This window comes from Nonomuraea sp. NPDC048901 (assembly GCF_040649695.1).
Classification (GTDB): domain Bacteria; phylum Actinomycetota; class Actinomycetes; order Streptosporangiales; family Streptosporangiaceae; genus Nonomuraea.
The window spans coordinates 139,609-166,532 of record NZ_JBEZFW010000020.1 but is presented as its reverse complement, the minus strand read 5'-3'; the positions used below and the strand labels follow the sequence as shown (position 1 = coordinate 166,532).

The following is a 26,924-nucleotide window of genomic DNA, read 5'->3' as shown; positions in this document are numbered from 1 at the left end:
CGTGTTCGTCGGGGGCCTCCGGCAGCCCGATCCCGCTGCGCCACATCAGGAGCACACCGAGCACGGCGTGGTGCCCGGCCGGGCGCATGTGCCCGGGCACAGCGCGGCGAACGAGAGCGGAAGCAACGATCATGACGGGCGTCCCGACGAGAACGGCTGCTACGTGAATCCCGACTTCTTCGACCTGCTGACGGGCTGCCATCAGCGCCTCGTCGGCACCCCGCTGGCCGGCCCTGAGGCCACGGCGCGCTGGCTCTACGAGGACGCCCCTTTCGGGGTGCTGGCGCACGACGCGGCACACGACCCCCGCTTCACCTACGCGAACCGCACCGCCCAGCGATGCTTCGACTACGACTGGGCGGAGTTCGTCGGCCTGCCCTCCCGGCTCTCGGCGGAGCCGGACCGGCGGGAGGACCGTCAGCGGCTCCTGGACGCCGTGCACCGGACCGGCTTCGCGACCGGCTACCGGGGACAGCGCATCGCCAAGTCCGGCCGCCGGTTCTGGATCGAGGACGTGACGATGTGGAACCTGGTGGACGGCGGCGGCGTGCTCGTGGGCCAGGCGGCGACCTTCCAACGCTGGCGAGACGCCTGACGTCCCTGGGTCGCGTGCATGGTGGGGCACGAACGTCGAACGGGTCACGATGCCCGCCCTCCGAGATCCGATCATGCGACTGTGACGCACTAGCATGCCCAGGGACAAAACCGGGTGCACCGGCCTGACTAACTGCTTTCCGAGGAGCGGCGGGATGTTTGAGAAGTTCACCGACCGAGCGCGGCGTATCATCGTCCTGTCCCAGGACGAGGCCAGAACGCTCAACCACGACTCCATCGGCACCGAGCACGTGCTTCTCGGTCTGCTCCGTGAAGATGAGGGCGTGGGCGCCCAGGTTCTCAAGGGCTTGGGCCTCAGCCTTGAGGATGTGCGCCGGCAGGTTGAGGAGAGCCGGGGCCGAGGCCAGTCCGCTCCGTCGGGCTACCTTCCGTTCACGCCGGCGGCCAGCCAAGCGCTCCAGGCCGCCAACCAGGAGTCCCTGCAACGCGGCCTTGACTACATCGGCACCGAACACCTCCTGCTCGCACTGACCCACGACCGGGCGAGCGTGGCGGCCCAGGTGCTGGTCAAGCTCGGCGTCGACCTCGACCAGGTCGGGCGGAGCACGGACACGCTCCTCCAGCAGTACGTCAACTAGGGCCGATCAGCGGCTCGATGGTCTCCCACGCGGGCGCCTGCGGCCACCCGTCCGCCGCGTCCGGGCTTGTGGGCCCCAGGCCGAGCACCGCGCAGGCCAGCAGGTGCTCGCCGGGCGGCAGGTCGCCCCTCAACGTGGGGATCGTGGTGCGCGGCGTGAGCACGTTCGTGCCGGGCAGAGCCGTGACCAGGTCGCCCTCCCGCGCGCCGGTCAGGTCCTCGATCACGCACAGGCCGTGGGGCGCGTCGAGCCGGGCCCGGCCGGAACCGATGTCGACCCGGGTGGGCGGCCGGTCGCGGTCGATCGCGAAGGCGCCCTCGGCCGTGCGCAGCGCCCGCCCGGTCGTGATCCGGTGCACCCGTACGTGCCACGGGGGCAACGCCACGAGCCAGGTCTCGATCTCCACGTCCTCCCACGGCGTCCAGCGGGAGCGCAGCACACCGTCGGCGGCGGAGACCTGGTCCGGCAGCTCGCAGGGCCGCCAGTGCTCGCCGTCCTCGCTGAGCGCCAGCGTGCTGTCGAAGGCGCCCTGCTCCAGCTTCAGCGTCCCGGCCGGCACGCTGAAGCCGAACCGCGTGGAGTAGGCGAACTTGGCGTACTTGGCCGCGCCGTGCCGCGCCCACGGGTTGCGCTGCCCCGCGCTGAGCAGCACCACGTGCCGCCCCTCCTCGCAGCGCATCAGCGCCACGCCCGCCTCCGGCTGGGTGCTGACCTCGGGCAGCGGGGGAGCGTCGGCCTCCTTGGCGGCCCAGAACGGATGCTCCGCGGGCAGGGCGAGCGGCAGGAACGCCTTCATGGCCCAGTACGGCGAGCCGGGCGCGTTGTACTGCTCGGCCATGTGCGGCTGGGGGTAGCCGTAGCCGATGGTGAGCACTCCCGCGTTGTCGCGGATCGGCCGGCGGTCCCACCAGCGCAGGTTCCGCAGCAGGTGTCCCTTGGTCACCTCCCACGGCAGCGCCTCGACGCCGGCGAAGGCCAGCGCCCCCCAGAACGCCGACTGCGCGAACCGGTAGGTCAGGCTCCTGCCGAACGGGACGGCCACCCCCTCGCTGCTGAACCAGTGCTGGAAGTCCTGGGCGAACGCCGCGGCCCGCTCACGGAAGCGCCCGGCCCGCTCCTGGTCGCGACCGAGCGCGGCGTAGATGAGGCCGTAGTAGTGCATGGCGAACGGGATGTAGTAGTCGCGCTGCCACGTCGGCCCGTCGGAGTACCACCCGCGCCCGAGGTCGAACTCCTCCAGCCGGTCGAGCCTGGCCGTGTTGGCGTCGTGGTCGTGGGAGATCCCGACGCGGTCGAGCCCGAGCCCCACCATGACCGGGAAGAACAGCCAGTTGTTGTTGTTCGGCTCCACGGTGACGGAGTGCCGTAGCCAGGCGGCCACCGTGTCGCGCTGCGGGCCGGTCAGCGGGTCCCAGATCCGCTCGGGGGCCAGGGCGAGCGCCAGGCCGATGGCGGCGGTCTCGACCAGCCGCTGGTTCTTGTCGAAGGCCGCGCCCCAGTAGTCGGGGTGCTCGGGATCGGTCCCGGCGGCGAGCCCGGCACTCCAGAGCTCCCAGTGGTCGAACGCCCCGCCGCCGGCCGCCAGCGGCGCCAGCCCCCACAGCGGGCGTGCAAACGCTTCCAGCTCGGCGGACGCCAGGTCGTAGTGCGCCGTGTGGAACCCCAGCCGCAGCCGTCCCCGCCCCGGACTGAATCGCGAAATCAGGGGCGTGACCAGGTCCAATACCTGACGCGCCAACTCGTCTCGATCGCCGCCGGGCAGGTCGTCGGTGTGCACGGGGTCTCTCTTTCGCTGGGAAAGCGCTATCCCGAGCTAGGTTTCCCGCCGTCGCCCTCACTTGTCAACACCCCGGCGCCCTCGCCTGTCAACACCGCGGGAACCCCGGGCGGGGCGGTGCTGTCGCGGACCTGCAGCTCCATCGGCAGCGTCACCGGCGCCCCGTCGTGCCCCTCGGTCATGAGGGCCACCAGCATCTCGGCCGCCTGCCTGCCGAGCTGCCCCTGGGGCACCGACACCGTGGTCAGGCCCGTGTGCGCCACGTGGTCCAGCGCGATGTCGTCGAACCCCACCACCGACAACTCCTCGGGAACCCGCACCCCGAGCTCGCGCATCCGGGTCACCGCCCCCAGGGCCACCAGGTCGTTGTAGGTGGTGAGCGCGGTGGCGCCGGTGCCGGCCACCGCGGCGGCGGCCTCGTACCCGCACCGGCTGGTGGACCCGCACGGCAGGATCGTGACGGACAGGCCGAACGCCTTGGCGGCCTCCAGCGCCCTGATCCGCTCGGAGTTGGCCCAGGACACCTCGGGGCCGCTCAGGTAGGCGACCCGGCGGTGGCCCAGCTGCGCCAGGTGGCCGCAGATCAGCATCATCCCGCCGAAGAAGTCGGCGGAGACGGCGGGCGCGGCCAGGCCGGGGACGATCCGGTTGAGCAGGACGAGCGGGTGGTCCCGGCCGGTCAGGACGGCCAGGTCGGCGCGCTCCATGCGGGAGGAGGCGAGCAGCACCCCGTCGCAGCTGCGCATGAGGTCCTCCACCAGGTCCTGCTCGATCGAGGGGTCGTCGTCCGACTCCATGACCATGACGCGGCGCCCGTGCGAGCGGGCGACGGCCGAGACCGCCTTGAGCACGCCGGGGAAGTAGGGATTGGCCAGGTCGGGGACCAGCACGCCGATGGTGCCCCACTCGCCGCGCGCCAGCCCCTGCGCCGCCGCGTTGGGCCGGTAGCCCAGCTGCGTGACCGCGTCGTGGACCCGCGCCGCCAGAGCGGGATCGACCTTCGTCGTGCCGTTGAGCACACGGGAGACGGTCGAGGCCGACACCCCTGCGGCCGCCCCGACGTCGCTGATCGTCACCCGGCTCCCGCGGCCCTGCCGCAGATTACGCACCCGCTCCTCCTGCCTCCCGTGCGCCCGTCAGCCGAGCAGCTCGCGCAGATGATCCAGATCTCTCCGTACGGCCGCCACCGGGTCGGCCGCCGGGTAGTGGACGTGCAGCGACAGCACCCCGGCGTAGCCGCGTTCGCGCAGCCCGGGGATGATCTCCGCCCAGCGGACCACGCCCCCGTCCGCGAACGGCTGCCAATCGCACGTCCAGCCGTCCGGGCCCGATCGCCAGGCGGCGTTCTTCACTCCCATGCAGGCCATCCGATCGCCCAGCAGTTCGACGTTGAGCGCCCATGCCTCGCTGCCCTCCTTGGCCTGGTTGCCGGGGTCGGCGTAGAAGCGCACGTCATTCAGGTCACCGGCGAGTGCGAGGGCGAGCGCGGCGGATGGATGGATCGTACCGTGATGCAGCTGGACCGCCACCCGCACGCCGTGCCGGGCGGCGAGAGCGGCCAGGCGGGTCAGCGCGGCTCTGGCCTCCTTCAGCTGATGGTGGTAGCCGATGGCGGGGTCGTAGCGGTAGAAGCCCGTCCGTACGAGGGGGACGCCGGCCTCGCCGCAGGCCGCGATGAGCCGTTCGGCGTCGGCGTCGGTGTCGAGGAAATCGGTGGTGACGACGTCGAGGGTGAGCCCGCGGCGCCCGAGTTCGGCGGCGACGACGGCGATGCCGTCCGGGTCTGTGGGGCTGACCGTCTGGCCCTCGCGTACGAGGAGGTCCGCCCCCTCGGCGCCCACCGAGGCCACGGCCTCGGCCAGCTCGGGGGCGTCGATGGAGCCGAAGGGCTTGGTGAAGGCGAGCAGGCGCACACGTACTCCTGAAGTTGAGAAAGCGCTTGTACATCTTGGGTCAGACAGACTTCATGGCTGAGCATCCATCTGAAACCGCTTTCTCACAAGCCTTGAATCGGGGAATGAGGCGGGCTACTCTCGACCCACCCTCGGGTAAGCGCTTACCAGCCGCCCGACCCCCCTCTGACCTCCGCCTCTTTAGGAGGGTCCATGATCCCCCGTCCGCGTTTGACCGCCGTGATGGCGACCGCAGCCATGGCGTCTCTGCTCGTGTCGGCGTGCGGTACCTCGAGCAACCCGAGCGGAGGTGGCTCGCAGACCACGTTGCGGATCTGGGACTTCTCCGCCGAACAGGTGAACTTCCATAAGGACATCGGCGCCCAGTTCACCAAGGAGCATCCCGACATCAAGATCGAGTGGCGCTCGATCACCCAGTCGGAGTACATGAAGACCCTGCCCCTGGCCTTCCAGAGCAACCAGGCGCCGGACATGTTCTACTGGAACGCTCTCGGGCTGTCCCAGCTGACGGACCAGAAGTGGATCCGCCCGCTCAGCCCGAGCGGGACCGTCCCCGCCGACTTCACCAAGCGCTGGCCGGACGGGTCCTTCCTGGAAGGCATCAACATGCAGGACGGGAAGACCTACGGCTTCCCGTTCTCGGAGAACCTGTACTGGGGCTCCGGCTACATGTTCCTCAACAAGAAGGTCTTCCAGGATGCCGGGCTGGACGTCAACAGCCCGCCCAAGACCTGGACCGACCTCAAGAACGCCTGCGCGCAGATCAAGGCCAAGACCAAGGCGCAGTGCATCGCCGCCCCCACCAAGGGCGTGGACATGCAGCGCATCTGGTACGGGCTGATCGGCAGCGTCTCGACGGACGAGTTCTTCGACTACAAGACCGGCAAGTTCGACGTGACCCAGCCCGCGCAGACGAAGACCTTCGCCTTCATCCAGGAGCTCAACAAGGCCGGCTACCTGGCGCCCGGCACCAACGACAAGAACTTCTCCCGCCAGCAGTTCGCCGCCGATCAGGCCGGCATCATGTTCGACGGCACGTGGCTGCCGAGCGTGTGGGCCAGCCAGGGCTTCAGCAGCGACAAGTACGTGGTGGCGCCACGCGTCAACCCGGACGGCGGGCAGACCGGCGCGGCCGGCCGCAAGTACGACAACAACAAGTACTGGGTCAGCTCGCAGACCAAGCATCCCGACGCCATGTGGACGTTCATCCAGTGGATGACCGACCCCAACGGCTACTTCGTCAAGCAGTACTACAAGAGCGCCTTCGGCACGCTCGCCTATGTCGACAACCAGAAGATGGTCACCGACCCGGCGCTCAGGCAGATCATGGAGATCGGCGGAAAGCCGGGCTACCGGGTTCAGCTTCCCGTGCCCCTGCTCAAGTGCCCCGACATCGCCAAGTCCAAGGCGTACGTCAACGCGGTGGCCAAGAGCCCCGACGGGGAGTGGGAGGCCATGGGTGAAGCCCTGACCAGCGGCCAGCCTCTGGAGAGCACGGGCGCAGCCATCGCCAAACAGCGGCAGACCGCTCTGGAGGAAGGGCTCAAGCAGGAGGCGGCCAGCGGGCTGAAGGTGTCGATGGACTGCTACACCTTCCCCGACTGGGAGTACACGAAGGACTACACCTCGGACATGTACCGCAACTGACCGGACTCCTCGTGAGGACATCCATGACAACCACCGCTCCCGCCCCCAGGAGGGAAAGGGTGACGGACAGGGACCGGTCGCCCGCCAAGCGGGTGCCAGAGCGCCCCGATCACTCCCGCGAGCGCGTCCGCGGCCTCGAGAGGGTCTGGCTGCTCGTCTTCCTGGCCCCCTTCCTCCTGCTCTACCTCGGCTTCACCATCTGGCCGCTGATCGCGACGATCTACTACTCCTTCTTCGACTGGTCGGGCGTCGGCCCCATCGACAACTTCGTCGGGGGCGGCAACTACGGCACGATCCTGGCCGACCCGCTGTTCTGGCTCTCGGTGGTCAACACGCTGGTCTTCGCCCTGCTGACGACCGTCATCAAGCTGCCGATCTCGCTGCTGGCGGCGATCCTGCTGACCCGCAAGTGGCTGCGCGGCAAGCGGTTCTTCCGGACCATGTTCTTCGCGCCGCTCATCATCCCCGTCGCCATGGCGGGGCTGGTGTTCACCTACCTGCTCAACCCGTCCAACGGCGCGCTGAACGCGATTCTGCGCGACCTCGGCCTGGTCGACCAGGGATTCGACGTGTTCGCCAACCGGTGGAGCGCGCTGGTCGTGCTCGTGCTCGTCTCCATCTGGCAGATCTTCGGCCAGTACATGATCTACTGGATCGCGGCGCTGCAGAACGTGCCCGAGGAGGTCTATGAGGCGGCCGCCATCGACGGCGCGGGGGAGTGGAAGAAGCTGACCCGCATCACGTTGCCGATGATCAGGCCGGTCGCCGTGATCATCGCCCTGCTCGGCCTGGTGAACGCCATGCACGTCTTCGGGCTGGTCGTCACGCTCACCGCGGGCGGGCCCGGCACCAGCACCTACGTGGTGTCCTACTTCATCTACCAGAACGCCTTCGGCTCGGTGCCGTTCGCCTACGGCTACGCCTCGGCCGCGGCGCTGCTGTTCTCCGTCATCGCCTTCGTCCTGGTCTCCGCCCAGGGCCTGGCGGTCCGCCGGGCTCAGCGGCTCAGGAAGGAGTACGGCGTCTGATGGCAGCGACCACTCGTGCGGCCCGGCGCAGCCATGCCGTGCGGGCCAATCTCATCGCCCTGCCGATCCTGCTGGTCGTCGGGCTCGTGTGGGTCTATCCCTTCCTGTGGACGATCTCGGCCGCGTTCAAGACCCAGGCGGGGATGTTCACCAGCGGTGCGAGCCTCCTGCCCGACCAGCTGAACTTCGACAACTTCGTCCGGGCCTGGGTGAACGCCGGGTTCTCCGGATACTTCTTCAACACGGTGCTCTATTCGGTCGCCTCGACCCTGGTCGAGCTGGTCAAGGCGGCCCTGTGCGGCTATGTGCTGGCCAGGTACGAGTTCCCCGGCCGGACCCTGCTCTACCGGATGATCGTGGGGACCCTGTTCATCCCGGTCGCCTCGATCATCGTGCCGCAGTTCGTGCTGATCGAGAACCTCGGCCTGCTGAACACCCGGGCCGGGGTCATCCTGGCCATGTCCGGCGGCGCCGGCGCGCTCTACGTCCTGCTGTTCGTCGGGTTCTTCTCCAGCGTCCCGACCGACCTGTTCGAGGCGGCCAAGCTCGACGGGGCCGGTTTCCTCAAGACCTTCCGCCTCATCCTGCCGCTGGCCAAGCCGGTCATCGCGGTGGTGGTCATCTTCCAGTTCATCAGCAGCTGGAACGAGTTCAACATCCCGCTGGTGTTCACGCTCGGCCAGCCCGAGCTGCAGAACCTCGCCGTCGGGATGCTGTCCTTCCAGGGCGAGCACGCGACGGACTGGACCGGGTTCGCCGCCGGGATGACGATCTCGTTCCTGCCGATGCTGATGATCTTCCTGTTCTTCCAGAGCTACTTCACGCGCGGCCTGGCCGGCGCCACGAAAGGATGAACGCGTGAGGCATGGGGCGTTCGCCTACACCTGGGACGTCGTGGGCGACCCCGCGGCGGCCGAGCGCATCGCCGGGCTGGGCGTGAGCACGGTGACCCTGCAGGCCGCCTACCACTCGGTCCGGGGCGTCACCCCGTGGCATCCGCGTCACCGGATCGTGCAGGCCGACCACGCGGCGGCCTACTTCCGGCTGCGCCCCGAGCGCTGGCGCGGGCGGCTGCGGCCGTACCCGCCGAGCTGGGGAGTGGCCGACGAGGACCGGTTCGGCACGGCGCTGGCCGCGCTGGCCGGGGCGGGGCTGCGGGCGGAGGCCTGGCTGGTGCTCACGCACTCCTCGGTGCTGGGCCGCGAAGCGCCCGACCTGACGGTGACGAACGCCTACGGCGAGTCCTACCCCTACGCGCTCTGTCCTGCTCAGCCCGCCGTCCACGAGTACGCGCTCACTCTCGTAGGCGAGGTGTGCGAGCAGTACGACGTGCCCGCGCTGATGCTGGAGGCGTGCGGCTGGCTGGGCATGGAGCACGCCGGTCACCACGAGAAGACCTCCGGCGCTGGCCTGTCCGCCTGCGGCAAGGCGCTGCTGTCCCTCTGCCTGTGCCCGGCCTGCCGGGCCGGGCTGGCCGGGCGCGGCCTCGACGTCGAGGAGCTGGCGCGTGACGTGCGCGCCGCCGTGGACGGGGAGCTGCAGTGGGGCGTCCCGGCCGGGACGAGCCTGGAGGAAGTACTCGGCTCCGAGCGTGCCCGGGCGGTGTACGGTCACCGCGGGCAGGTCATCGCCGGCCTGGTCCGGGAGGTGGCGGCGCTGGCCGGCGGGCGTGAGGTGCTGCTCATGGCCACCGACGACCCGCAGGTCACCGGCCCCGACGTGGGGATCGACCTGGCCACCTTCGACGCGCCGGTCGACGCGTACGTGCTCAAGTGCTGGGGCCAGGAGGAGGCCGCCCTGGCCCAGATGAAGGCCGCGGCGAGCCGTACCGAGGTCCCGCTCGTCGCCAACCTGACCGTGCTGGAGGACGGGCACGCCCGGATCCCGGCTTTGGCCGCCGACCTCGTCGCCGGGGGCGCGCGGCAACTGCGTTACTACCACGCCGGGCTAGGCTCACCCGCCCGCCTGGCAAGTTTGCGGGCGGCGGCTCGCTTGAAGGAGAGTTGATAATGCTGAACGGCCTGTATGTGATGGACCCGAACCGCTTCGACGACGTCTACGGCCCGGATGCCCGGGCCGCGCTTGAGCGGCATTTGGCCATCGACTCGCCCTTGCTCACCGCCGACCGGCTCACTCCCGACGTGCTCGGCGGCCTTGAGGTCCTGGTGACCGGGTGGGGCGCGCCCAAGCTGGACGCCGAGTTTCTCGCCGCCGCACCCAAACTCTCGCTGGTGCTGTACGGCGCGGGCTCCATCCGCTCGATGGTGACCCCGGAGATGTGGGCCAGGGGAGTGCGGGTCACCACGGCGGCCACGGCCAACGCCGAGCCGGTCGCCGAGTTCGCGTTGTCGCAGATCCTGTACGCGCTCAAGCACGGCTGGCGCTACGTGCTGAACGCGCGCGCCGCCGCCGCCACCGCCCCGCGCGGACCCGAGCTGGGAGCCTACGGCGCGACGGTCGGGCTGGTCTCGCTCGGCGCCACGGGCCGGGCCACGGCACGGCTGCTCGCCCACCACAAGCTCGACGTGCAGGCCCACGACCCGTACGCCGACCCGGCCGAGGCAGAGCGGCTCGGGGTGCGCCTCGTCGGCCTCGAGGAGCTGTTCGCCACCTCCGACGTGGTCAGCCTGCACGCCCCGCTCACCCCCGAGACGAACGGCATGATCGGCGCCGCGCTGCTGGAGTCGATGAAGCACGACGCCACCCTGATCAACTCGGCGCGCGGCCAGCTGGTCGACGAGGCCGCGCTCGTGGACGTGCTGAGCCGGCGGACCGACCTGTTCGCCGTCCTCGACGTCACCCACCCGGAACCGCCCGTCGCCGGGTCGCCGCTGTTCACGATGCCGAACATCGTCGTCACCCCGCACGTGGCCGGCAGCCTGGGCCACGAGCGGCGCCGCCACGGCGAGGCGATGGCCGAGGAGCTCGTCCGCTACCTCGCGGGGGAACCGCTGCGGTACGAGATCACCGAGTCCGGCCTCGCGAGAAGGGCGTGAGCACCACCCTGGTGCTGTTGCCGCCGCACGATCCGGCCACCGCGGGCTGGCGGGCCCGGCTGGAGCAGGCGGTGCCGGAGCTCGTCGTCCTCCGGCCGGAGACCCCGGCGGAGGCGGCCGAGGCGCTGGCGGAGGCCGACGCCGCCTACGGCACGCTGCCGGCGGACCTGCTCGCGCACGCCGAGCGGTTGCGCTGGCTGCAGGCTCCGCAGGCCGGGCCGCCTCCGGCGTTCTACCATCCGGCCCTGGTCGCGCACCCCGTACAGGTCACCAACATGCGCGACACCTACACCGACCACGTGGCCGCGCACACGCTGGCGCTCGTGCTCGCGCTGGCCAGGGACCTGCCCAGGTACGCCCGCGAACAGGCCCGCGCGCGCTGGGCGCCCGACTGGGACCCCGGCGCCGTGCTGCCGCTGAGCGAGGCCACGGCCCTGGTCGTGGGGGTGGGCGCGGTCGGGGCCGAGGTCGGCAGGCTGCTGGCGGCGTTCGGCACCAGGGTCGTGGGCACGGACGCCCGGCGCGGCGGCCCCGTGCCGGGCTTCGCCGAGGTGCTGCCGCCGGACGCCCTCGACCGGCTGCTTCCCGAGGCGGACCTGGTCATCCTGACGATCCCGCACACCCCAGCCACCGAGGGCCTGCTGGACGCGCGCCGGCTGGCGCTGGCCAAGCAGGGGGCGTACGTGGTCAACGTCGGCCGCGGCCCCATCGTCCGGCTCGACGACCTGGCCGCCGCCCTGTCCTCGGGCCACCTGGCCGGCGCCGCCCTGGACGTCTTCGAGACTGAGCCGCTCCCCGCCGACCACCCGCTCTGGCGGCGTCCCGACGTGCTCATCACCCCGCACGTCGCGGGCGTGGGACCGCACGCCTCGGAGCGGTGCTTCGCCGTCCTGCTGGAGAACGCCCGCCGCTTCGTGGCCGGGCGCGAACTGATCAATGTGGTGGACAAGTCGGAATGGTACTGATCACGTGAACCAGATAGCACGCGTCGAGACCTTCACCGTGGCCCTGCCCTCGCTGCGCGACTTCGCGGTGGCGGGCGGGTCCGTGGTCCAGAGCGGCCGTCCCGCCATCAGGGTCCTGGTGAAGGTCACGGCCGACGACGGCGCCATCGGGTGGGGTGAGTCCACCCCGATTCCCTCATGGACGTACGAGACCACCGAATCCATCGTCTCCACCATCGAGGGCTACCTGGCCCCGGCCGCCGTCGGTCGCCCGCTGTGGGACCTCGACGGGCTCTGCCGTACCTTCGACCGGACCATCAGCAAGGGATTCTCGATCGGCATGCCGCTGGCGCGCGCGGCGGTGGACGTGGCCTGCCATGACGCCTACGCCCGCAGCCTGGGCGTGTCCCTCGGCGAGCTGTGGGGCCGGCGCAGGCGCGACACCATCGAGCTGGCCTGGATCGTGTCGGGTGAGTCGGCGTCCGAGGCCGCGGACTCGGTGGCCGAGGGCCGCGCCCACGGTTACCGCCACGTCAAGGTCAAGCTCGGCCTGCACACCGAGGACGAGGACGTGGCCATCGTGACCGCCGTACGCGCGGCCGCGCCCGACGCCGTGCTCTGGGTGGACGCCAACCAGGGCTACACGGCCGCCGCCGCGCTCCGGGTGGCCAGGCGCCTGACCGATCTGAACGTCGCCGTCTTCGAGCAGCCGGTGCCCTCCAACGACCTCGCCGGCCTGCGCCGCCTGCGTGACGCCAGCCCCATCCCGGTGGCCGTGGACGAGAGCCTGCGCCACCCGAGCGACCTGGCGACCTTCGTCCGGCTCGACGCCATCGACGTCGCCGTCGCCAAGGTGCAGCGCTGCGGCGGGCTGACCCTGGCCCTGCGCCAGTGCCAGCTCGCCGAGGACAGTGGCCTGGCCGTCATGGGCTCCGGCCTCACCGAGTCCGACATCGGGCTGGCCGCCTCGCTGCACCTGTTCGCCGCGTTCGGCGTGGACACGCCCGTCGACCTCAACGGCCGCCAGTTCATCACCAGCCCGTACGCCACGGACCCGGTCATCACCGTCACCGACGGCGTCGCCCACGTGCCCACCGGCCCCGGCCTGGGGATCGGCGTGGACGAGGAGGTGGTCCGCTCGCTCGCGGTCTGACAGGTGAGCCTCGCGGCGGGCTCAGTTGAGGGGGCCCGCTCCCAGGGGCAGGTCTTCTCCGCGGGCGAGCAGGCCGGAGATGGTCACTTCCAGCGCTTGGCGTACGAGGTCGGTGAAGTCGGCTTGCATGGGGGCCAGCGCCGGGTCGGAGGCGTAGGCGGCCAGTAGTGCCTCTGTGGGTTGACTGTACGGCCAGGCGGCGCTGACCGTCAGTGTGGCCATTCCGACGAGCCGGAAGGCGTCCTGTGTGCCGAGTTCGGGCAGGTAGCGGAGAAATAGCCGGACCAGGCTTTGGAAGGCGCGCAGGGTGGCGTTCTTGTGCCGGATGGCGACTTCGGTGGACACGTTGTGTTCCAGCACCGCGGCTTGCGTGCTGATCAGGTCGCACAGCACCGGCCGCCGGGTGATCGACTTGGCCAGGATGGCGGCCAGCTGGTCTCCGCGTTGCCGCGGTGTGCCGTCGGTGGGTTCGAGTGACTGCTCCAGTTCGGCGATCCAGTTGTGGATCTCGGTGTCCAGGAGCTGGAGCAGGACCGCCTCGCGGGATTCGAAGTAGCGCAGCACGTTGGGCTTGGCCAGGCCGGCGCGGCGGCTGAGTTCGTTCAGGCTCAGTTTCGCGACCGGCATCTCGATCAGCATCGCGGCGGCGGTGTCGAGTATCTGCCGCCGTCGTTCGCCGCGTTGCTCGTCGTTGCGGGCGCGCTTGAAGGTCACGGCCACATCCTACATACCGGCGGTCTTTTGCTAGGTTGCCGATGGTTGGAAGGTTATGCTCGATGTCGCGGAACCGGACGTATCGCCGCATGACTCCCGAAAGGGACCATTTCGAGAGGGATGAGGTGGGTCTGGTGGGCGAGAAGGTCACCGATCGCGTTGATGGTGGGGGAACGGCGGGTCCGGACGACGCGGAGCGGACGCTCGTGGACGACATGGTCCGCGTCGCGACCGAATTCCTCGACTCGCTCCCGGAAGCGCTGTACGCCCGAGCGGCGCTGATCCCTTTCGGCGACCCGGCCGTCGAGGCCGAGCGGGTCCGGTGGTTCTACACCCCCACCGACCACGGCGGGGTGCCGCTCGGCGAACTCTCGCCCCGGCAGCAGGGCCTCGCCATGCGGCTCCTGGCCAGCGGCCTGACGCGCCCCGCGTACGCCACCGCCTGCGTCATCATGGGGCTGGAGAACGTCCTCGACGAACTCGAGGGGTGGGGCGTCGACTGGGGCCGGGAGCGTACCCGCGACCCGGGGCTGTACTGGGTGCGTGTCTTCGGCCGTCCCGGTGACCCCCTGTGGGGGTGGCGTGTCGGCGGCCACCATGTGTCGGTGAACCTGCTGATTCACGAGGGACGGATCGCGGCGTCGACACCGTCCTTCCTGGGCGCCAACCCTGCGACATCGCCGCTGCTCGCCGGAACGCTGCGCCCGCTCGGCGGGGCCGAGGACCTGGCTCGCTCCGTGATGGGCTCGCTTGGAAGGCAGGATCAGGCGCGGGCGCTGCTGCACCCCCGCGCGATCTCCGACATCGTCTCGGGCAACCGCGCCCGCGTACGCCCCGGAGACCGCATGATGCACCTTCAGGACCTGTTCCGCGGACCGCTGCCCACGCCGGAGCTGTCCGCGCTGGCCCACCGGCTCGACGAAGCCGCCGAGCGCGACTCCGGCTACACCGAGCAGGACCACGAGACGATGGCGCTCACCCATGACCCCCAAGGGGTCCCCGCCCACGAGATGACGGGGGAGCAGCGCGGGTTGCTCCGCGAGTTGCTGGCGGCCTACACCGACCGCTCTCCGGCACCGGTCGCCGACGCCTACCGCCGCCACTATCTCGTCGAGCACAACCTCGACCGCGTACATTTCGGCTGGGCCGGCAGCGTCTCGCCGGGCGAGCCCCACTACTACCGGCTCACCGGCCCGCGCCTGCTCATCGAGTACGACAACACCCAGCGCGCCGCCAACCACGCGCACTCCGTGTGGCGGGACCCGGACGGGGACTTCGGGATGGACCTGCTCGCCACGCACCGGACCGATATCCCGCACTGACCGCCCGCCGCTAGCCGGCATCCCCCTTCCCGGCTCCCAGAGCCATATCGCGGTGGTGCGCGTCACCGATTCGGACGCGGTCCAGGCCTTCCACTCCCGAACGCGTCCCCAGCCGCCAGGTAGCCGAGTGATCGATCGCAATTGCGGTTCATGATCGTTTCGGAGCGGTGACTGTGGCTGGGTGGGGTTTCTGCTTGATCGTGTTCGGGTCGGAGACGGCCGGGCGGAGGGCGGGGTCGGATCCACTCGACGGGGGTGGGAGTCGGCGACCCATATGGAGTTGGTCCGCAGGCGGTGTCTTGCGCCAGGGCTCGGATCGCTCGTTTGAGGAGTGCCCTGTGCGGGCGTTTGTCGTAGCCGGATTGGCCTGTCAGGTAACAGCGCACATAAGCCCAAAACCCACATTGGGATGATCTTGAAAGGGTCGCGACGGTGAAGAGCTGACCGGCCAGCGACGCAGCCCCCGCCGGGGGTGGAATGGCTGGAGCGAGCCCTGCGAACTGCTCCGCGGCACCCTGAGCGAGGAGTCGTTTCAGCGCCTGATCTCGGCCCTGACCGTCGTGGTCGGCTGGGAGGCGCAGATCGCCCTGCGTGACGTCCGCGGCCTGGGCCCCCAGGCCGAACAGGGGGCCATCATCTGGGGCCGCACGCAGCCTGGTCACAGCAGCGATCAAGGACCACGAAGCGACGCTGCTGTCAGGGTGAATCGCGGAGATCGAGCGGAAGAGCCGGGAGTTCTGGTTGGTGGGCATGGGGTTGATGATGGCCGGTGTGGGAGGGTCATTCCGCGGTGGGAGCTTTGCGCGTGTGGCTCATCGCAGGAAGGCGTGCTGCGCCGGCGGGCGATGAAGCCGGCCATGCGACGTCGTCCACCGCGAGCCACGGCGCGACCGCCAGGGCCGTGGGCGTGAGCCCGGCGAACGTCGCGACCTCGCGGTGAAGGTGGGACTGGTCGACGTAGCCGTTCTCGGCGGCTACGCGGGCGGCGGCGTGACCCGCCGCGAGAAGGTGGGCGGCGTGGTCGAAGCGCACCAGTCGGGCGGCGCGTTTAGGGGTGATGCCGAGCTGGGACCGGAAGCGGGACCACAGGCGCTTGCGGCTCCAGCCGACCTCGTCCGCCAGGCCGTCGACCCGCACCCGGCCCCGGCTGGACAGCGTCCGCCGCCAGGTGTGGGCGACCTGGGGGTCGACCGGCGGGTGGTCGCCCAGCCGCCGACCTAGGATGTCCACCGCTATCGTGAAGCGTTCGTCCCACGACGTGGCGGTGCGCAGCCTGTCCTCGGCTTGCCCGGCGTCGCGGCCCCAGACGTCCTCAAGGGCTGCCACCGTCCCGCTGAGCTCGGCCGATGCGCCGCCCAGCAACGCAGCCGCCGCGACCGGATCCAGCCGGATCTGGAGCAACTGTCCGGCTCCCCGGCCAGTTGCCTGGAGATCGCCGGGGAGTAGCCCGGCGACGACGCTGCCGCGCTCGTGCCGGCCAGGGGCTTCGTAGACGACACCTTCTCCCTCGCCCAGATCGACGAACAGGGTGACGGACGGGTAGGCGATCATGGAGATGTCCACCGAGGCCGGGGCACGATGGCAGAACCCGGCCATGCTGACCCCCGGCAGCCGAACCGACGGGCGTGGGACTGCGATGTCCACCCATGTCTGGTCAGATGGCATTCCGGCAGGCAACACATGGCCAGTCTAGGCATCAGGGATCACGGGTCGTCGTCGACCCCGCCGCCGTGAAGTCCAGCAGCAGTTTGCCGATCGTCTCGGGTGCTTCCAGCATGGGTAGGTGCCCGACACCGGGTAGCAGCTCGACCCGCGCGCCCGGCACCGCGTCGTATCGGTGCGCCGACGACGGCTCCCAACGGGGGTCGGCAGCACCGAAGATCACCTGCACGGGGACCCCGAGGGCGGCGAGCCGCTCGGGCACGCTCCGTTCGGCGATGTAGGCGGTGTTCTGGCGCAGCACCGTCCTCATCACGCGGTAGGTGATGCCCCGTACGTCGGCGACCACGTCGTCCGGGAGGTCCACGGGGCGAACGGCCGTCGCGCTGATCCCCTTGCGGATCATCGCGTCCGAACGCCTCGGCCACAGGAGCGGGCCCAGCGGCGGGGCCAGCAGCACCCGAAGGATGAACGGCTGCCGGAGGAGCGCATCCGGACTCGGGCCGCTACTGATCAACGCAAGCGAACCCACGAGGTCGGGACGTTGCTCGGCCAGCGCGGTGGCGACGTAGCCGCCGCTGGAGTGCCCGGCCACGGCGACGTGACGAAGGCCGAGGTCGTCCAGCAGCGCCGCCACCTGACCCGCCTGCGCGGGCACGTCATACGACGGCGCGGGCGGGGAGTGGCCGCAACCCGGGAGGTCGACCCGGATGACGTGATGGTGACCGGCCAGCGCCGGGACCACCGGACCCCAGAAACCGCCCGAGGCCCCCGACCCGTGGATGAGCAACAACGGTGGCGCCTGCCGCGGGCCGTCATGGACCACGTGCATCCCATGCGAACGTTCAATGTCGTATTCACTCATGCGAAGACTATGCACGCGCGGCCCGCCGCCAGTCTTGGACAAATGTTCCCGCGCAGTCGAAGACCGGCGGCCATCACCATAACGGCCGTACCGAGGTCCCAAGGCCGGAACACGGGCCCGGCGGGCTCATTCCCGCGCGGCGGGAGCCATGGAGATGTTCCAGAAGCCGGCGTAGCGGCCGCCATGGTCGAGCAGTTCGTCGTGGCTGCCTTCCTCCACGATCCGGCCGCCGTCCAGAAAGACGATGCGGTCGGCGCGCCGGACGGTCCGTATCCTATGCGCCACCATCACCACCGTCCGCCCCGCCATCAGGCGCTCGATGCCCTCGTGGACGGCCGCCTCGTTAACCGGGTCCAGCGCCGAGGTCACCTCGTCCAGCAGCACGATGGGCGCGTTCTTCAGCAGCGCCCGCGCGATCGAGACACGCTGGCGCTCACCACCTGACAGCAGTGCGCCGCCCTCGCCGACCTTCGCAGCCCATCCTCCGGGCAGTCGCTCGATCACTTCGTCCAACCGCGCCGCGGTCGCCGCCGCCCGCACCTCGGCCACGCCTGCGCCGGGACGGCCCAGGCGCACATTCTCCTCGATCGTGCCGTCGAAGAGATGGACATCCTGAAAGACGATGGCGATCCGCGCCATCAACGCCTCGGTGCTGATCGCGCGCACGTCCACGCCTCCCACGCGCACCGCGCCGGCGTCCACGTCGTAGAAGCGCGCCAGCAGCTGCAGCAGCGTGCTCTTGCCCGCGCCGGACGGCCCGACGACCGCGAGCCGCTGTCCCTCGGGGACGGTGAGCGACACTTTGTCGAACACCGTGTGCTCGCCGTGCCGGAAGGCGACGGCGTCGAACTCCAGGCCGTGGTGCGCCGGCTGGATCGGCTCGCGGGGTTCCCGCAGCGGCTCGGTGCGCAGCAACGCCTCGAGTCTGGCCAGCTCCGCACGCGCGCCGCGGAGTTTGCCGCCGACGTCCGACAGCGACAGCAGCGGGTCGGCGCAGCGGGCGGCCAGCACCAGGATCGCCAGGATCTCCGCCGCGCCGATGTTCCCGCCGAGCGCGAGGTAGGCGCCCAGAACCAGGAGCCCGGTGAAGAACGCCTGCACGGTGAGCGTCAGCCCCACGGCGCCGGGCAGCGTCGCCAGCACGCTACGGCGCGAGGCGCGCTGGGCATCCCGAAGCGAGTCGTCGAGCAGCTGGAAGCGTTCGCTGGTCCGGCCGCCGGCCCGCAGCACCGGCTGGGCCTGCAGGAACTCGATCACACGCGCGCCGGCCTCCTGGTCGCGTTCGTGACGCTCGGCGTCGGCGGCGCCCGTCGCGCGCGCCGTCCAAGCCTGGATCGCCGCCACGACGGGTGCGGCGAGCAACGCGGCCAGCCCCATCCGCCAGTTGAAGGCGGTCATCACGGCCACGATGGTCAGGGGCGTGACCAGGGCGGAGATGAACGGTGCCAGCAGATGCGCGGCCACGCCCATGGCTTGCAGGAGGCCGCGGCCGGCCAGGGCGGACACCTCGCCGATGCGACCGGCGTTGTACCAGCCGAGGGGGAGGCGGGCCAGGTGCTCGCCGAGCCGGTGATACATGCCGCGCAACATGGTGGTCCCGACCCGCATGCCGGACAAGTCGCTGATGTAGCGCAGCACGGCGTAGAGGGCGACCGCGGCTCCGAACGCGACCAGCCAGGGCACGGCATCCGCGGGCGTGCTGCCGAGCAGCGCCCGCAGCACCGGGACCAGCAGCGCGTAGGACAAACCTTCGACCACCGCGGTGATCGTCATCAGGATCACGGTGCGGCGCATCGCCCAGGCGTACTCATCTCCGAGCACACGCAGCAGCATTCGGATCATCGGGGCTCGTCTCCTCGCAGTACGCCACCGTGGGTTTTGATCTCGTCGGATTGGTGGGATCGCCAGAACGCGGCGAACCTTCCGCCTCGTGTCAGCAGGTCGGCGGGCCTGCCGCGTTCGACGATCGCTCCGTCCTCCAGCACCACGACAGTGTCAGCGTCGGCGACCGTCTCCAGCCGGTGGGCGATGACGACGATCGTGCGGTCGCCGCTCAGCGTCGCCAGGGCCCGGCGGACCGCCTGTTCGGTCTGCGGGTCGGCGAAGGAGGTCGCTTCGTCCAGCACCAGCACGGGAGCGTCGGCAAGCAGCGCGCGGGCGATCGAGATCCGCTGCGCCTCGCCTCCGGACAGCTTGGCCTCTTCACCGAGCATCGTGTCGTATCCGTGCGGCAGCTGGAGGATGCGGTCGTGGATGCCGGCCAGCCGGGCGGCGCGGATTACGTCGTCGCGGCCGGCCCGCGGCACCGCCAGCGCGATGTTGTCGGCGACCGAGACGCGCAGCAGACGGACGTCCTGGAAGACGAAGGACACCTGCCGATACAGCTCCCGGCTGCCGATCTCGCGCAGATCGACGCCGCCGAGAAGGACCGACCCGTGGGTGGGGTCGAAGAACCGCGGCAGCAGCTGGACCAGCGTGGACTTGCCGCTTCCCGACGGCCCGACGACCGCGGTGACCGTCCCTGGCTCCAGCACCAGGTCGATGCCGCGCAGCACCTCGTGGTCAGCGTCGTAGGCGAAGCGGACGTCACGCAGTTCCACCCGGTGTCCCCGCGGCGGACGCGGGTGGGCGGGTTCGGGCAGCGGCCGGACCGCTAGCACGTCTTTGATCCGGCCGACCGCGCGGCCGGCGCTCTGCAGGTCGTCGAAGCCGTGGCCGAGCGCCGCCACCGGAGCGGTCAGTCCCAGCCCGAGCAGCAGGAACGGCAGCAGGTCCGCCGGGGCCAGGCCGCCGGAGGTGATCAGAGCCGTGCCGCCGGTCAGCACGATGAGCAGCACGAACGGCGGCGACAGCGCCAGCTGCATCCCGGCGGCGATCACGGACATGCCGCGCACCCAGCGGGAGAAGATGCTGACGAAGTCGTCGGCGGCTGTCAGGAACGTGCGGTGGGCGCGCTCGCCTCCGCCGAATGCCTTGACCACCGAGATGCCTTGCACGAACTCGACGACGGAACTGGCGATCCGTCCCAGGGCCGCATCGTAGGCCTCCTGCTCGCGCGTCCTGGCGGGCAGCATCAGCAGCGGGACCAGCGCTATCGCCAGCACCACCGGGATCAACGTGATCAGCGTGAGCCGCCAGTCGACGGTGAACAAGTAGATCAGCGACACCAGCGGCACCACGAACGCGGCGACGAGCTCGCCGGGGGCGTGGGCGATGAACGGATGCACGGCACTCACGTCCTCGCCCACCACCTTGGCCAGCTCACCGGTGCGGCGCCGGGAGAACCAGCCGATCGGGACGCGTCCCAGCGACGCGGCCAACTGCCGGCGGAACGTCAGTTGCACCCGGCTGTCGAGAACATGCCCGATCCCCGACGATGCGGCGGTGAACAGCAGCCGGACGAACAGGCCGGCCGCACCCGCGATCACCACAGTCCAGACGTGAGCGTGATCGATCGGGCCGGGCGACAGCAGGGCACGGCCCAGTTCGACGACCGCCAGCAACGGGGCCAGACCCGTGAGCGCGCCGATGACCTGCAAGATCACCACGGCCGCGAAGCTTCGCAGATGGGGACGCAACAGCCGGGTCATGCTCTGTCCCGCCGCGGAATCGGCATGCGATTGCTTGGTCGCCCGAGCGAGGTCGCTGGTGGTGGTCATCGTTCTCCGGTCTCGTCGATCTCGTCACGACCCGGCCCGTGGCCGAGCCGATGGTGGATGAGGGGCGGCGTATACGGGGTCGGCGTATGAGGGGGCGAGGACCCGGTCGAGCTGGCCTGGCAGGCCGACACCCAGGAGCGGCGTGACTGCGCCCCTACCAGCGCGGGCACCGCCCTGCCCACCGCCCAGGCCTTCACCCGCACCCACCCGTCACGGATGCCGGACGTGGCTGACCGGTCTGCCTGTGGCACTCCACAAACATGCAGACTGACGCCCGCCAGCGGCACGCCCTCACCGCCCTACTGGTCGCAGGCGCCCCCGTCTACGAAGACCCCGCCCTCTCCAGTCGGCGGCTCTCTCGACCGCGGCCTTCACCACGCGGCTCGATGTCGTACTCATTCATGCGGAGACTGTGCACGGGCGGTCGACTATCAGTCTTGGACAAATGTTCCCGCGGAGTCGAAGGCCGACCGTCCGCCACCATCGTCTGGATCGGGGTTGCCGTGCGTTAGCGGTCATCGGGAAACCCGGATTGGCGGCCATGACGACCCTGGCGGACGGCCATGGGTGCAGGCAGACGGCCAGGAGAATCCCGGCGGGTGGACTCGTCTTCTGAAGGGCCGACCTGCGTACCGGATTGGGTGGGACACGGCCACCTATAGCCAGATCGGCGCCTCGCTCGCTGGCCACCAGGGCCGCGTGTTCGGGGTGAGCCGAACGATCTTCTATCGACGGCATGCACGACTGGCGGGAGACCACCTTTGACCAGGGAGGAGTGGTCACAGTATGCGCCCAGCGCACCGTATGAGCCAGGGTGCTGACTAGATGCTTGCGTCCAAGCGGTCTTGCCGGTGTTCAGTGGTCGTAGCGGGTCAGTGACCGCTTGGTCGGCCGACGAATTAGGAACCGAAGATCGTCAGGCGTTCCAAGGCACCAAACTTGGCCCTGTCGGGATTAGAAGATTTAACGACACCCTCTGATCGAGCCCCGAAAGCCCTCTCGAAAATCGGACATCGAGCGACGAACCGTGACGCCGGATGGCCGATTCCGCACACGAATTGACGACAGGATTTTCCGACAGAAGAATCGGGCTCCAGCCCTTCCCGAGGAGAGCCTGGTGCGGATCGTCTACTCCCGCGTCTCCACCGCGGCCCAGTCCCTGCTGCGGCAGCGCCACATCCTCACCGAGGCCGGCCTTCTCGTGCGCACCGAAGGCGTCGCCGAGGGATTCCGGCCGGCCGACGGCGTCCTCCTCTTCGAGGATCCCGCCACCACCTCCAAGATCCCCGCCCTCGACCGGCCCGCGTTCGGCAAGATCGCCGCCAAGGCGCACCCCGGCGACACCCTTACGGTCTCGGAGCTGTTCCGGCTCTGCCGCGATCTGCTCGACATCCACGCCGTCCGCAACTGGTGCCAAGCCCGCGGCGTCGCCCTGCGCGTCCTGTCCGGACCGCTGTCGAACTTCTACGACCTCGCCGCCAACGACGCCACCACCGCCGTCATCATCAACGTGATCACTGCAGTCGGCCAGTTCCAACGTGACATCCAGAACGAGCTCACCGTCGAGGGGATCGCCGCCGCCGAGGCCGAAGGCCGCTACCGCGGCCGGCCGCCCGCGCTGGACGGTGACCGGCGCGAGGACGTGCGGGCGGCCTTCCACGAGGGCACCTCGATCGCTGCCCTGGCACGGGCTCATGGGGTTAGCCGGGCGGCCGTGCGAACCGCCCTGGCCGACCTGCTACCCGGCCAGGGCGACCTACCCCGGCCATCGGCGTGATCGACGGGAAGGGTCAGGCGACCAGGCCGAGGTCAAGACGGCGGCCCATGTCGATGTCGATCGTGCCGTACAGGTTGGCGTTGGACCAGAACAGCGGCGAAAGGCCTCGCTTGTCGGCGTCGGTCAGCTTCTTCTGCCAGGCGGGGTCCTTGAGGATGGACTGAACCAGCAAGGTGTTGATGAAGACCAGCGCCGACTGGAGCAGGTGAAGGCTGAGCATGGAGACCTCCTGATGTTCCTTGTCGCTGCCGGGGATGGTGCCGGCGCTGCCGTAGAACAGGTCGGTGTTGGCGGAGTTCCAGTTCTCCACGACCTGCAGGCCCTCGTGGATCTCGCGGCGCAGTTCCTGCGAGGCGACGTACTCGGCGACGAACACGCTCTTGACCGCCTTGCCGAGTTCCTCGATGGCCTTGTAGGTGGGGTGCTTGGGGCCGCCGCGGGTGAAGCGGCGCAGCACCTGCTCGGCCTCGGCCGTGCCTAGCCGCAGGGCGGTGGCGTACTTCGCCATCTGGTCGTACTGCTGAGCGATGATCTCCCAGTCGATCGGCTTGTCGGCCACCATGCCGGTCAGGCAGGACGGGACCTCGTCATCGGCGTCGGCCTTCACCAGCTTCTGCCGGGCGATGTTCTTCATCCGGGGCAGCAGCTTGAACCCCAGCAAGTAGGAGAACGCGAACCCGACCAGCGACTGGCCATGACTATCTGTGTACTGGCGATCGATCGTGGCGTCGGTGCAGTGCCGCAGCACGCCCTCCATCATCGCGGCGACCTCGGAGGCGTTGCAGGAGCGAAGCTGGGAGTAGACGCACACCGACTTGCGGTCCACGTGCCAATAGATCATGACACCGGGGCCGCCGTGCCGGGCGTGGTACTCGGTCATCAGGTTCGACGACCACGACCCGAACTTCTTCGAATCCGACGCGCACGCGGTCCCGTTGCCCCACCACAGCGGATCCCGCATCCTCAAGGTGGCGTTGACCAGGGTCGCTATCGCCGCTCGCAGGTTGTCGCGGTTGACGAACAGATGCCGGGTCGCCCGCAGCGCCGCCTCGCTCTCGCCATGCTGGCCGCCGTCGGCGACCCGTTTGATCCCCACGTTCGTGCCAAGCGCGTACAGCACCAGGCCCGTCGCAGCTTGACGATCTCTTCCAGCAGCGTCTCCAGCCCCAGCCGCCCGGGGTCGGACTTCAGCTCCAGCAGGAAGCCGTCCTCACCCGTGGCCAGCTCCCACAGCGACCGCGCCGAGTCTGCCGACAGCCCGTTCAGCACATGCAGGCAGAACCCCAGACGGGTCGCCCCCGTCTTGTTCCCCACCAGTTCCCAGTCGCCGTCCAGCAGCGTCCAAGCCGCGATCAGCTCTTCCGGCTCCCACTCCCGCCGCACCCGAACCCGCCCTCCACCTGACCGTCTCCGACACGAACACGATCAAGCAGAAACCCCACCCGCCCAGCCGGATTCACCGCTCCGAAACGACCACGAATCGCAATCGTGATGTCTCATTCCGTTACCTGGCGGCTGGGGACATCTTCGGGAGCGGAGGGCCGTCCAGGCTCGCCTGGCGCGAGACGGTGTCCGCGCCACCCTGCTCGCGACCGGCTGCGGGTGGGCTTCCACTACTTCAACAACAGCTCCGATGTCGAACGAGCCGCGAACGCGCTATTTGATCAACGAGGTGAGCGAGATGCCCAAGCGCTGGAACCCGGTCGGCGTGCTGGCACCCATTGGCAATTACACTCACGTGGCCACGGTGCCGGAGAACACCACGCTGGTGTTCGTCTCGGGGCAGGTGGGGAACCTGCGAGACAGCTCACTCGCGGGCCCGGACGCCCTGTCGCAGACCCGGCAGGTGTTCGCGAATCTGCGGTTCGTGCTCGATGAGTTCGGGGCGACGCCGGACGATGTGGTGAAGCCGCCGACCTTCGTATCGGGCACCGAGCAGCTGCCCGGCTTCTTCGCCGCCCGGGACGAGGTTTTCGCCGAGTGGTATCCCGACGGCGACGTCCCGGCGCACTCCCTGGCCGTCGTCGCCGCACTTGCCTCCCCGGAGCTCACCGTGGAGATCGAGGCCGTCATAGCGGTACGTGACGACGCCTGAGCCTCTTTCAGTGCGGCTGTCCGGCCTATCGGTCGTTCGAAGACGGTGCGCAGGACGACCGTGGAGTTGATGTGTGAGATCGCCGGGATCGCGCGGATACGGTCGAGCGTCGCCGAGACCGCTTTGCGCACCGCGCGAACAGTGCTCCCCGCGCCTGCCGACCGGCCCGAGCACCTGGCGCCACACCCGAGCCAGGCGGCCGGGTGCGTGTGGGAGCTGAGCGTCACCGACTTCGAGCGGCGTGCCTGGATGACGCACGTCCTCGCCAACCCCGGCGGGCCGGACCTGGACGCCTACCTCGCACAGGAGTACAACGACGATGTCTGAGTCTGAGACGAGCCCGCGTGAATGTCTGGCCCGCTTCGCCGACGCCTGGGCCAGGCGCGACGTCGGCGCACTGCTGGAGCTGATGACCGAGGACGCGGTCTATGCCGCGTCGGTCGGCCCCGAGCCGGGCCGTATGCCTCAAGGACGCCTACAGGAAGACCGGTAGCGCGTCAAAGGTCCGGCGTACTTGTCGCCCGCGTGGACTCCACGCGCTTGAGCTTGGTCCAGCCGGTCCAGCCTCGCTTCTTCAGCAGCTCGATCAGCCGACGGGCCGGCGGCACAGTGTCGAACGCCAACCTGTCCATCAGCTTGACGAGCGGTGGTTCGATGTCGATGTCGTCGACGTAGTCCTCGCCCTTCTCCTCGGCCAGCCGCGTGATGTAGGCGGCCAGCTTGTCAGCCAGCTCGACCAGCCGCGGGTCGCCGGCGTGCCGGTCGAGTGCCTGGCTCAGGGTGAGAAAGAAATCGATGAGCCGCGGGTCGGCGATCTGCTCCCGTTTGCGGGCCATCCACTCCGGGACCCGCTCGGGGGAGTGCGCGGCCAGCAGGATCCAGCCGTCGCGCTCGGCCTGGACGATCCGCTCGTCGACCCCGAGCGCGCGCAGCCGGTCGAGATAGTCGACCACCTCCGGGGGCAGCGTCAAGCTGTCCCCGGCGGCGAGCCGGGCGATCCGCTCACGGTGGCGTTGTCGCTGCCGGATCTCCGCCCGCAGCCGCTTGTCGATGTCCGCGACCGCCGTGGCGAACTCCGCCTCGCCGGCCTGGAGCAGCTCACGTACGCGCGCCAGTGGGACTCCGGCCTCGGCGAGGGTACGGATCTTGATCAGTTCGACTACGGCGCCCGCGTCGTATCGGCGGTAGCCGGAGTGGTCTCGCTCCGGCTCCGGCAGCAGTCCTTTGGCGTGGTAGTGCCGCACCGCGCGTACCGTCACTCCGGCGTAGGACGCCAGCTCACCGATGGTCAGCATCAGAGCAGCATCTCAGGGGTTGCTTAAGAAGTCGCCTGGCCGGTTTGGGCACCTCGGATGATCTGGGCGATTTCCGGGGCGTGGGTGAAGACCAGTTGGTGGTCGGCGTCGAGCCAGGACATGGCGAGGTGCGGCTGCTCACGGATCAGCCGCTCGCCACCGGCGCGCCAATTCCGGTTGAACCGCGGTGCGTGCCCTTCGCCGCTGTCGCCGGCCATCGAGGTCGACATGATCAGGCGGATGGGCCGGTCGATCTTCTCGTACCGGTCGAGGATCCTGGATCGGACCGCATCGATCTCGATGTTCAGGTCGAGAATCTCCTGGGCGGTGAGCAGCACCTGACGCGCGGTGCCCCGCTCGGCCTGCTGCCGCGTCGCCAGGTCCGCCCACATGGCGCGGAACTCCGGCAGGAGGGCCTCGGTGATGAACGGCTCAGGCACCGGGTTCGCCCCGTCGATGAGAACGAGGTCGGCGACGGCGCCGGGATGCTCGGCGGCATAGTGTACGGCCAGGTCCGCGCCCAGCGAGTAGCCCACAAGCGTGGGCGCCGCATCCAGCTCCGCCAGCACGGCGGTCAGATCGCTGAGGAACGTCTCGAAGGAGTAGTGGTCGGCGGCCGAGGCGAGGCCATGGCCCCGGAGGTCGAAGGTCAGCACGTCGTGGTCGCGCCGGAGCAGTTCGGTCAGTTCGTGCAGGTGGGCCTGGGTCGAGTTCAGTCCGGGGCACAGGACCAGCGGTCGTCCCCGGCCACCGCGAGTCACCGGGAGCGTGACGCCGTCGTGGTGGACCGTGAAGTGCCGCATCGTCCTGTCGCCCGCCTGCTCCCCATCGTCGTACGCGTTGGTCATGCCACCATGCTGGGACATTGACCCTGGGGCAAGGTCAAC

Annotated in this window: 24 protein-coding genes and 1 pseudogene; 14 read left to right on the top strand and 11 right to left on the bottom strand. The window is 69.8% G+C overall.

All coding sequences use genetic code 11. The features are described 5' to 3' along the window. A partial coding sequence (locus AB0C30_RS47130; protein ID WP_357956632.1) for an MEKHLA domain-containing protein occupies positions 1-595 on the top strand: 595 nt, incomplete at its 5' end. 154 nt (positions 596-749) lie between these two features. Next, a pseudogene (locus tag AB0C30_RS47125) lies at positions 750-1,151 on the top strand (Clp protease N-terminal domain-containing protein); the annotation flags it as partial. Positions 1,152-1,185: 34 nt separating this feature from the next. Here AB0C30_RS47125 and AB0C30_RS47120 read toward each other — a convergent pair. From AB0C30_RS47120 to AB0C30_RS47110, 3 genes are read right to left on the bottom strand one after another with little or no spacing between them, the layout of a single operon-like run. Continuing rightward, positions 1,186-2,970, bottom strand: a complete 1,785-nt coding sequence (locus AB0C30_RS47120) for a DUF2264 domain-containing protein (RefSeq protein WP_357956630.1) — start codon at positions 2,968-2,970, stop codon at positions 1,186-1,188. Positions 2,971-2,996: 26 nt separating this feature from the next. Continuing rightward, complete coding sequence (locus tag AB0C30_RS47115) at positions 2,997-4,079, bottom strand: LacI family DNA-binding transcriptional regulator (protein WP_357956628.1); 1,083 nt, start codon at positions 4,077-4,079, stop codon at positions 2,997-2,999. A 27-nt stretch (positions 4,080-4,106) separates the two neighbouring features. Next, on the bottom strand, positions 4,107-4,883 hold the full coding sequence (locus tag AB0C30_RS47110) for a TIM barrel protein (RefSeq protein WP_357956626.1): 777 nt from the start codon (positions 4,881-4,883) through the stop codon (positions 4,107-4,109). A gap of 192 nt (positions 4,884-5,075) precedes the next feature. On the opposite strand from AB0C30_RS47110, the gene AB0C30_RS47105 reads away from it, so the two are divergent. The 7 genes from AB0C30_RS47105 to AB0C30_RS47075 are packed head-to-tail and all read left to right on the top strand — an operon-like array spanning position 5,076 to position 12,651. Further along, a complete protein-coding gene (locus AB0C30_RS47105; RefSeq protein ID WP_357956624.1) occupies positions 5,076-6,530 on the top strand; it encodes an extracellular solute-binding protein in 1,455 nt (484 codons plus the stop codon). 59 nt (positions 6,531-6,589) lie between these two features. Next, the gene (locus tag AB0C30_RS47100; RefSeq protein ID WP_357956622.1) at positions 6,590-7,558 is read left to right on the top strand and encodes a sugar ABC transporter permease; all 969 of its coding nucleotides are present in this window, start codon (positions 6,590-6,592) and stop codon (positions 7,556-7,558) included. After that, the gene (locus AB0C30_RS47095; protein ID WP_357956620.1) at positions 7,558-8,412 is read left to right on the top strand and encodes a carbohydrate ABC transporter permease; all 855 of its coding nucleotides are present in this window, start codon (positions 7,558-7,560) and stop codon (positions 8,410-8,412) included. Before AB0C30_RS47100 ends, AB0C30_RS47095 begins: the two co-directional genes overlap by 1 nt. 4 nt (positions 8,413-8,416) lie before the next feature. Continuing rightward, on the top strand, positions 8,417-9,565 hold the full coding sequence (locus AB0C30_RS47090; protein ID WP_357956618.1) for a hypothetical protein: 1,149 nt from the start codon (positions 8,417-8,419) through the stop codon (positions 9,563-9,565). 2 nt (positions 9,566-9,567) lie between these two features. Then, entirely contained in the window at positions 9,568-10,554 is a 987-nt protein-coding gene (locus AB0C30_RS47085; RefSeq protein WP_357956616.1) for a hydroxyacid dehydrogenase, read from the top strand. Continuing rightward, positions 10,551-11,519: a D-2-hydroxyacid dehydrogenase gene (locus tag AB0C30_RS47080; RefSeq protein ID WP_357956614.1), complete on the top strand. Its 969-nt coding sequence runs from the start codon at positions 10,551-10,553 to the stop codon at positions 11,517-11,519. The genes AB0C30_RS47085 and AB0C30_RS47080 overlap by 4 nt, the downstream gene beginning before the upstream one ends. A gap of 4 nt (positions 11,520-11,523) precedes the next feature. Then, complete coding sequence (locus tag AB0C30_RS47075; protein ID WP_357956612.1) at positions 11,524-12,651, top strand: enolase C-terminal domain-like protein; 1,128 nt, start codon at positions 11,524-11,526, stop codon at positions 12,649-12,651. Positions 12,652-12,672: 21 nt separating this feature from the next. On the opposite strand, the gene AB0C30_RS47070 is transcribed toward AB0C30_RS47075, so the two are convergent. Further along, positions 12,673-13,365, bottom strand: a complete 693-nt coding sequence (locus tag AB0C30_RS47070; RefSeq protein WP_357956610.1) for a TetR family transcriptional regulator — start codon at positions 13,363-13,365, stop codon at positions 12,673-12,675. Positions 13,366-13,499: 134 nt separating this feature from the next. Between AB0C30_RS47070 and AB0C30_RS47065 the strand changes: the two genes are divergently transcribed. Next, positions 13,500-14,687, top strand: a complete 1,188-nt coding sequence (locus tag AB0C30_RS47065) for a DUF3500 domain-containing protein (protein WP_357956608.1) — start codon at positions 13,500-13,502, stop codon at positions 14,685-14,687. A 780-nt stretch (positions 14,688-15,467) separates the two neighbouring features. On the opposite strand, the gene AB0C30_RS47060 is transcribed toward AB0C30_RS47065, so the two are convergent. From AB0C30_RS47060 to AB0C30_RS47045, 4 genes are all read right to left on the bottom strand, one after another. Beyond that, positions 15,468-16,331: a helix-turn-helix domain-containing protein gene (locus AB0C30_RS47060; RefSeq protein WP_357956606.1), complete on the bottom strand. Its 864-nt coding sequence runs from the start codon at positions 16,329-16,331 to the stop codon at positions 15,468-15,470. Positions 16,332-16,383: 52 nt separating this feature from the next. Further along, positions 16,384-17,211: an alpha/beta hydrolase gene (locus AB0C30_RS47055; protein ID WP_357956604.1), complete on the bottom strand. Its 828-nt coding sequence runs from the start codon at positions 17,209-17,211 to the stop codon at positions 16,384-16,386. A 126-nt stretch (positions 17,212-17,337) separates the two neighbouring features. Then, on the bottom strand, positions 17,338-19,053 hold the full coding sequence (locus AB0C30_RS47050; RefSeq protein WP_357956602.1) for an ABC transporter ATP-binding protein: 1,716 nt from the start codon (positions 19,051-19,053) through the stop codon (positions 17,338-17,340). Continuing rightward, positions 19,050-20,870: an ABC transporter ATP-binding protein gene (locus AB0C30_RS47045; RefSeq protein WP_357956601.1), complete on the bottom strand. Its 1,821-nt coding sequence runs from the start codon at positions 20,868-20,870 to the stop codon at positions 19,050-19,052. Before AB0C30_RS47045 ends, AB0C30_RS47050 begins: the two co-directional genes overlap by 4 nt. 1,117 nt (positions 20,871-21,987) lie before the next feature. Here AB0C30_RS47045 and AB0C30_RS47040 point away from each other — a divergent pair. Further along, positions 21,988-22,647 carry a recombinase family protein gene (locus AB0C30_RS47040; RefSeq protein WP_357956599.1) on the top strand — a complete coding sequence of 220 codons (660 nt, stop codon included), beginning with the start codon at positions 21,988-21,990 and terminating at the stop codon, positions 22,645-22,647. A 13-nt stretch (positions 22,648-22,660) separates the two neighbouring features. Here the strand turns inward: AB0C30_RS47040 and AB0C30_RS47035 are convergent, their stop codons facing one another. Beyond that, on the bottom strand, positions 22,661-23,767 hold the full coding sequence (locus AB0C30_RS47035; RefSeq protein ID WP_357956597.1) for a transposase: 1,107 nt from the start codon (positions 23,765-23,767) through the stop codon (positions 22,661-22,663). A gap of 561 nt (positions 23,768-24,328) precedes the next feature. Between AB0C30_RS47035 and AB0C30_RS47030 the strand changes: the two genes are divergently transcribed. The 3 genes from AB0C30_RS47030 (at position 24,329) to AB0C30_RS47020 (ending at position 25,235) form a co-directional block, all read left to right on the top strand. Then, positions 24,329-24,742, top strand: a complete 414-nt coding sequence (locus AB0C30_RS47030) for a RidA family protein (RefSeq protein WP_357956595.1) — start codon at positions 24,329-24,331, stop codon at positions 24,740-24,742. A gap of 69 nt (positions 24,743-24,811) precedes the next feature. Further along, positions 24,812-25,069, top strand: coding sequence for a hypothetical protein (locus tag AB0C30_RS47025; RefSeq protein ID WP_357956593.1), 258 nt, complete (start codon positions 24,812-24,814; stop codon positions 25,067-25,069). Then, positions 25,062-25,235, top strand: coding sequence for a nuclear transport factor 2 family protein (locus AB0C30_RS47020; RefSeq protein WP_357956590.1), 174 nt, complete (start codon positions 25,062-25,064; stop codon positions 25,233-25,235). Before AB0C30_RS47025 ends, AB0C30_RS47020 begins: the two co-directional genes overlap by 8 nt. Positions 25,236-25,239: 4 nt before the next feature. On the opposite strand, the gene AB0C30_RS47015 is transcribed toward AB0C30_RS47020, so the two are convergent. Both AB0C30_RS47015 and AB0C30_RS47010 read right to left on the bottom strand, forming a co-directional pair. Beyond that, entirely contained in the window at positions 25,240-26,037 is a 798-nt protein-coding gene (locus AB0C30_RS47015) for a MerR family transcriptional regulator (RefSeq protein WP_357956588.1), read from the bottom strand. Positions 26,038-26,060: 23 nt separating this feature from the next. After that, positions 26,061-26,885: an alpha/beta fold hydrolase gene (locus tag AB0C30_RS47010; RefSeq protein WP_357956586.1), complete on the bottom strand. Its 825-nt coding sequence runs from the start codon at positions 26,883-26,885 to the stop codon at positions 26,061-26,063. Positions 26,886-26,924: the final 39 nt, after the last annotated feature.

Bases quoted from the DNA above. Each gene is read 5' to 3' on its own strand.
- AB0C30_RS47105 (WP_357956624.1), top strand. From the start codon at position 5,076: ATGATCCCCCGTCCGCGTTTGACCGCCGTGATGGCGACCGCAGCCATG.
- AB0C30_RS47095 (WP_357956620.1), top strand. From the start codon at position 7,558: ATGGCAGCGACCACTCGTGCGGCCCGGCGCAGCCATGCCGTGCGGGCC.
- AB0C30_RS47085 (WP_357956616.1), top strand. From the start codon at position 9,568: ATGCTGAACGGCCTGTATGTGATGGACCCGAACCGCTTCGACGACGTC.
- AB0C30_RS47055 (WP_357956604.1), bottom strand. From the start codon at position 17,211: ATGAGTGAATACGACATTGAACGTTCGCATGGGATGCACGTGGTCCAT.
- AB0C30_RS47050 (WP_357956602.1), bottom strand. From the start codon at position 19,053: ATGATCCGAATGCTGCTGCGTGTGCTCGGAGATGAGTACGCCTGGGCG.
- AB0C30_RS47045 (WP_357956601.1), bottom strand. From the start codon at position 20,870: ATGACCACCACCAGCGACCTCGCTCGGGCGACCAAGCAATCGCATGCC.
- AB0C30_RS47030 (WP_357956595.1), top strand. From the start codon at position 24,329: ATGCCCAAGCGCTGGAACCCGGTCGGCGTGCTGGCACCCATTGGCAAT.
- AB0C30_RS47025 (WP_357956593.1), top strand. From the start codon at position 24,812: ATGTGTGAGATCGCCGGGATCGCGCGGATACGGTCGAGCGTCGCCGAG.
- AB0C30_RS47020 (WP_357956590.1), top strand. From the start codon at position 25,062: ATGTCTGAGTCTGAGACGAGCCCGCGTGAATGTCTGGCCCGCTTCGCC.
- AB0C30_RS47015 (WP_357956588.1), bottom strand. From the start codon at position 26,037: ATGCTGACCATCGGTGAGCTGGCGTCCTACGCCGGAGTGACGGTACGC.
- AB0C30_RS47010 (WP_357956586.1), bottom strand. From the start codon at position 26,885: ATGACCAACGCGTACGACGATGGGGAGCAGGCGGGCGACAGGACGATG.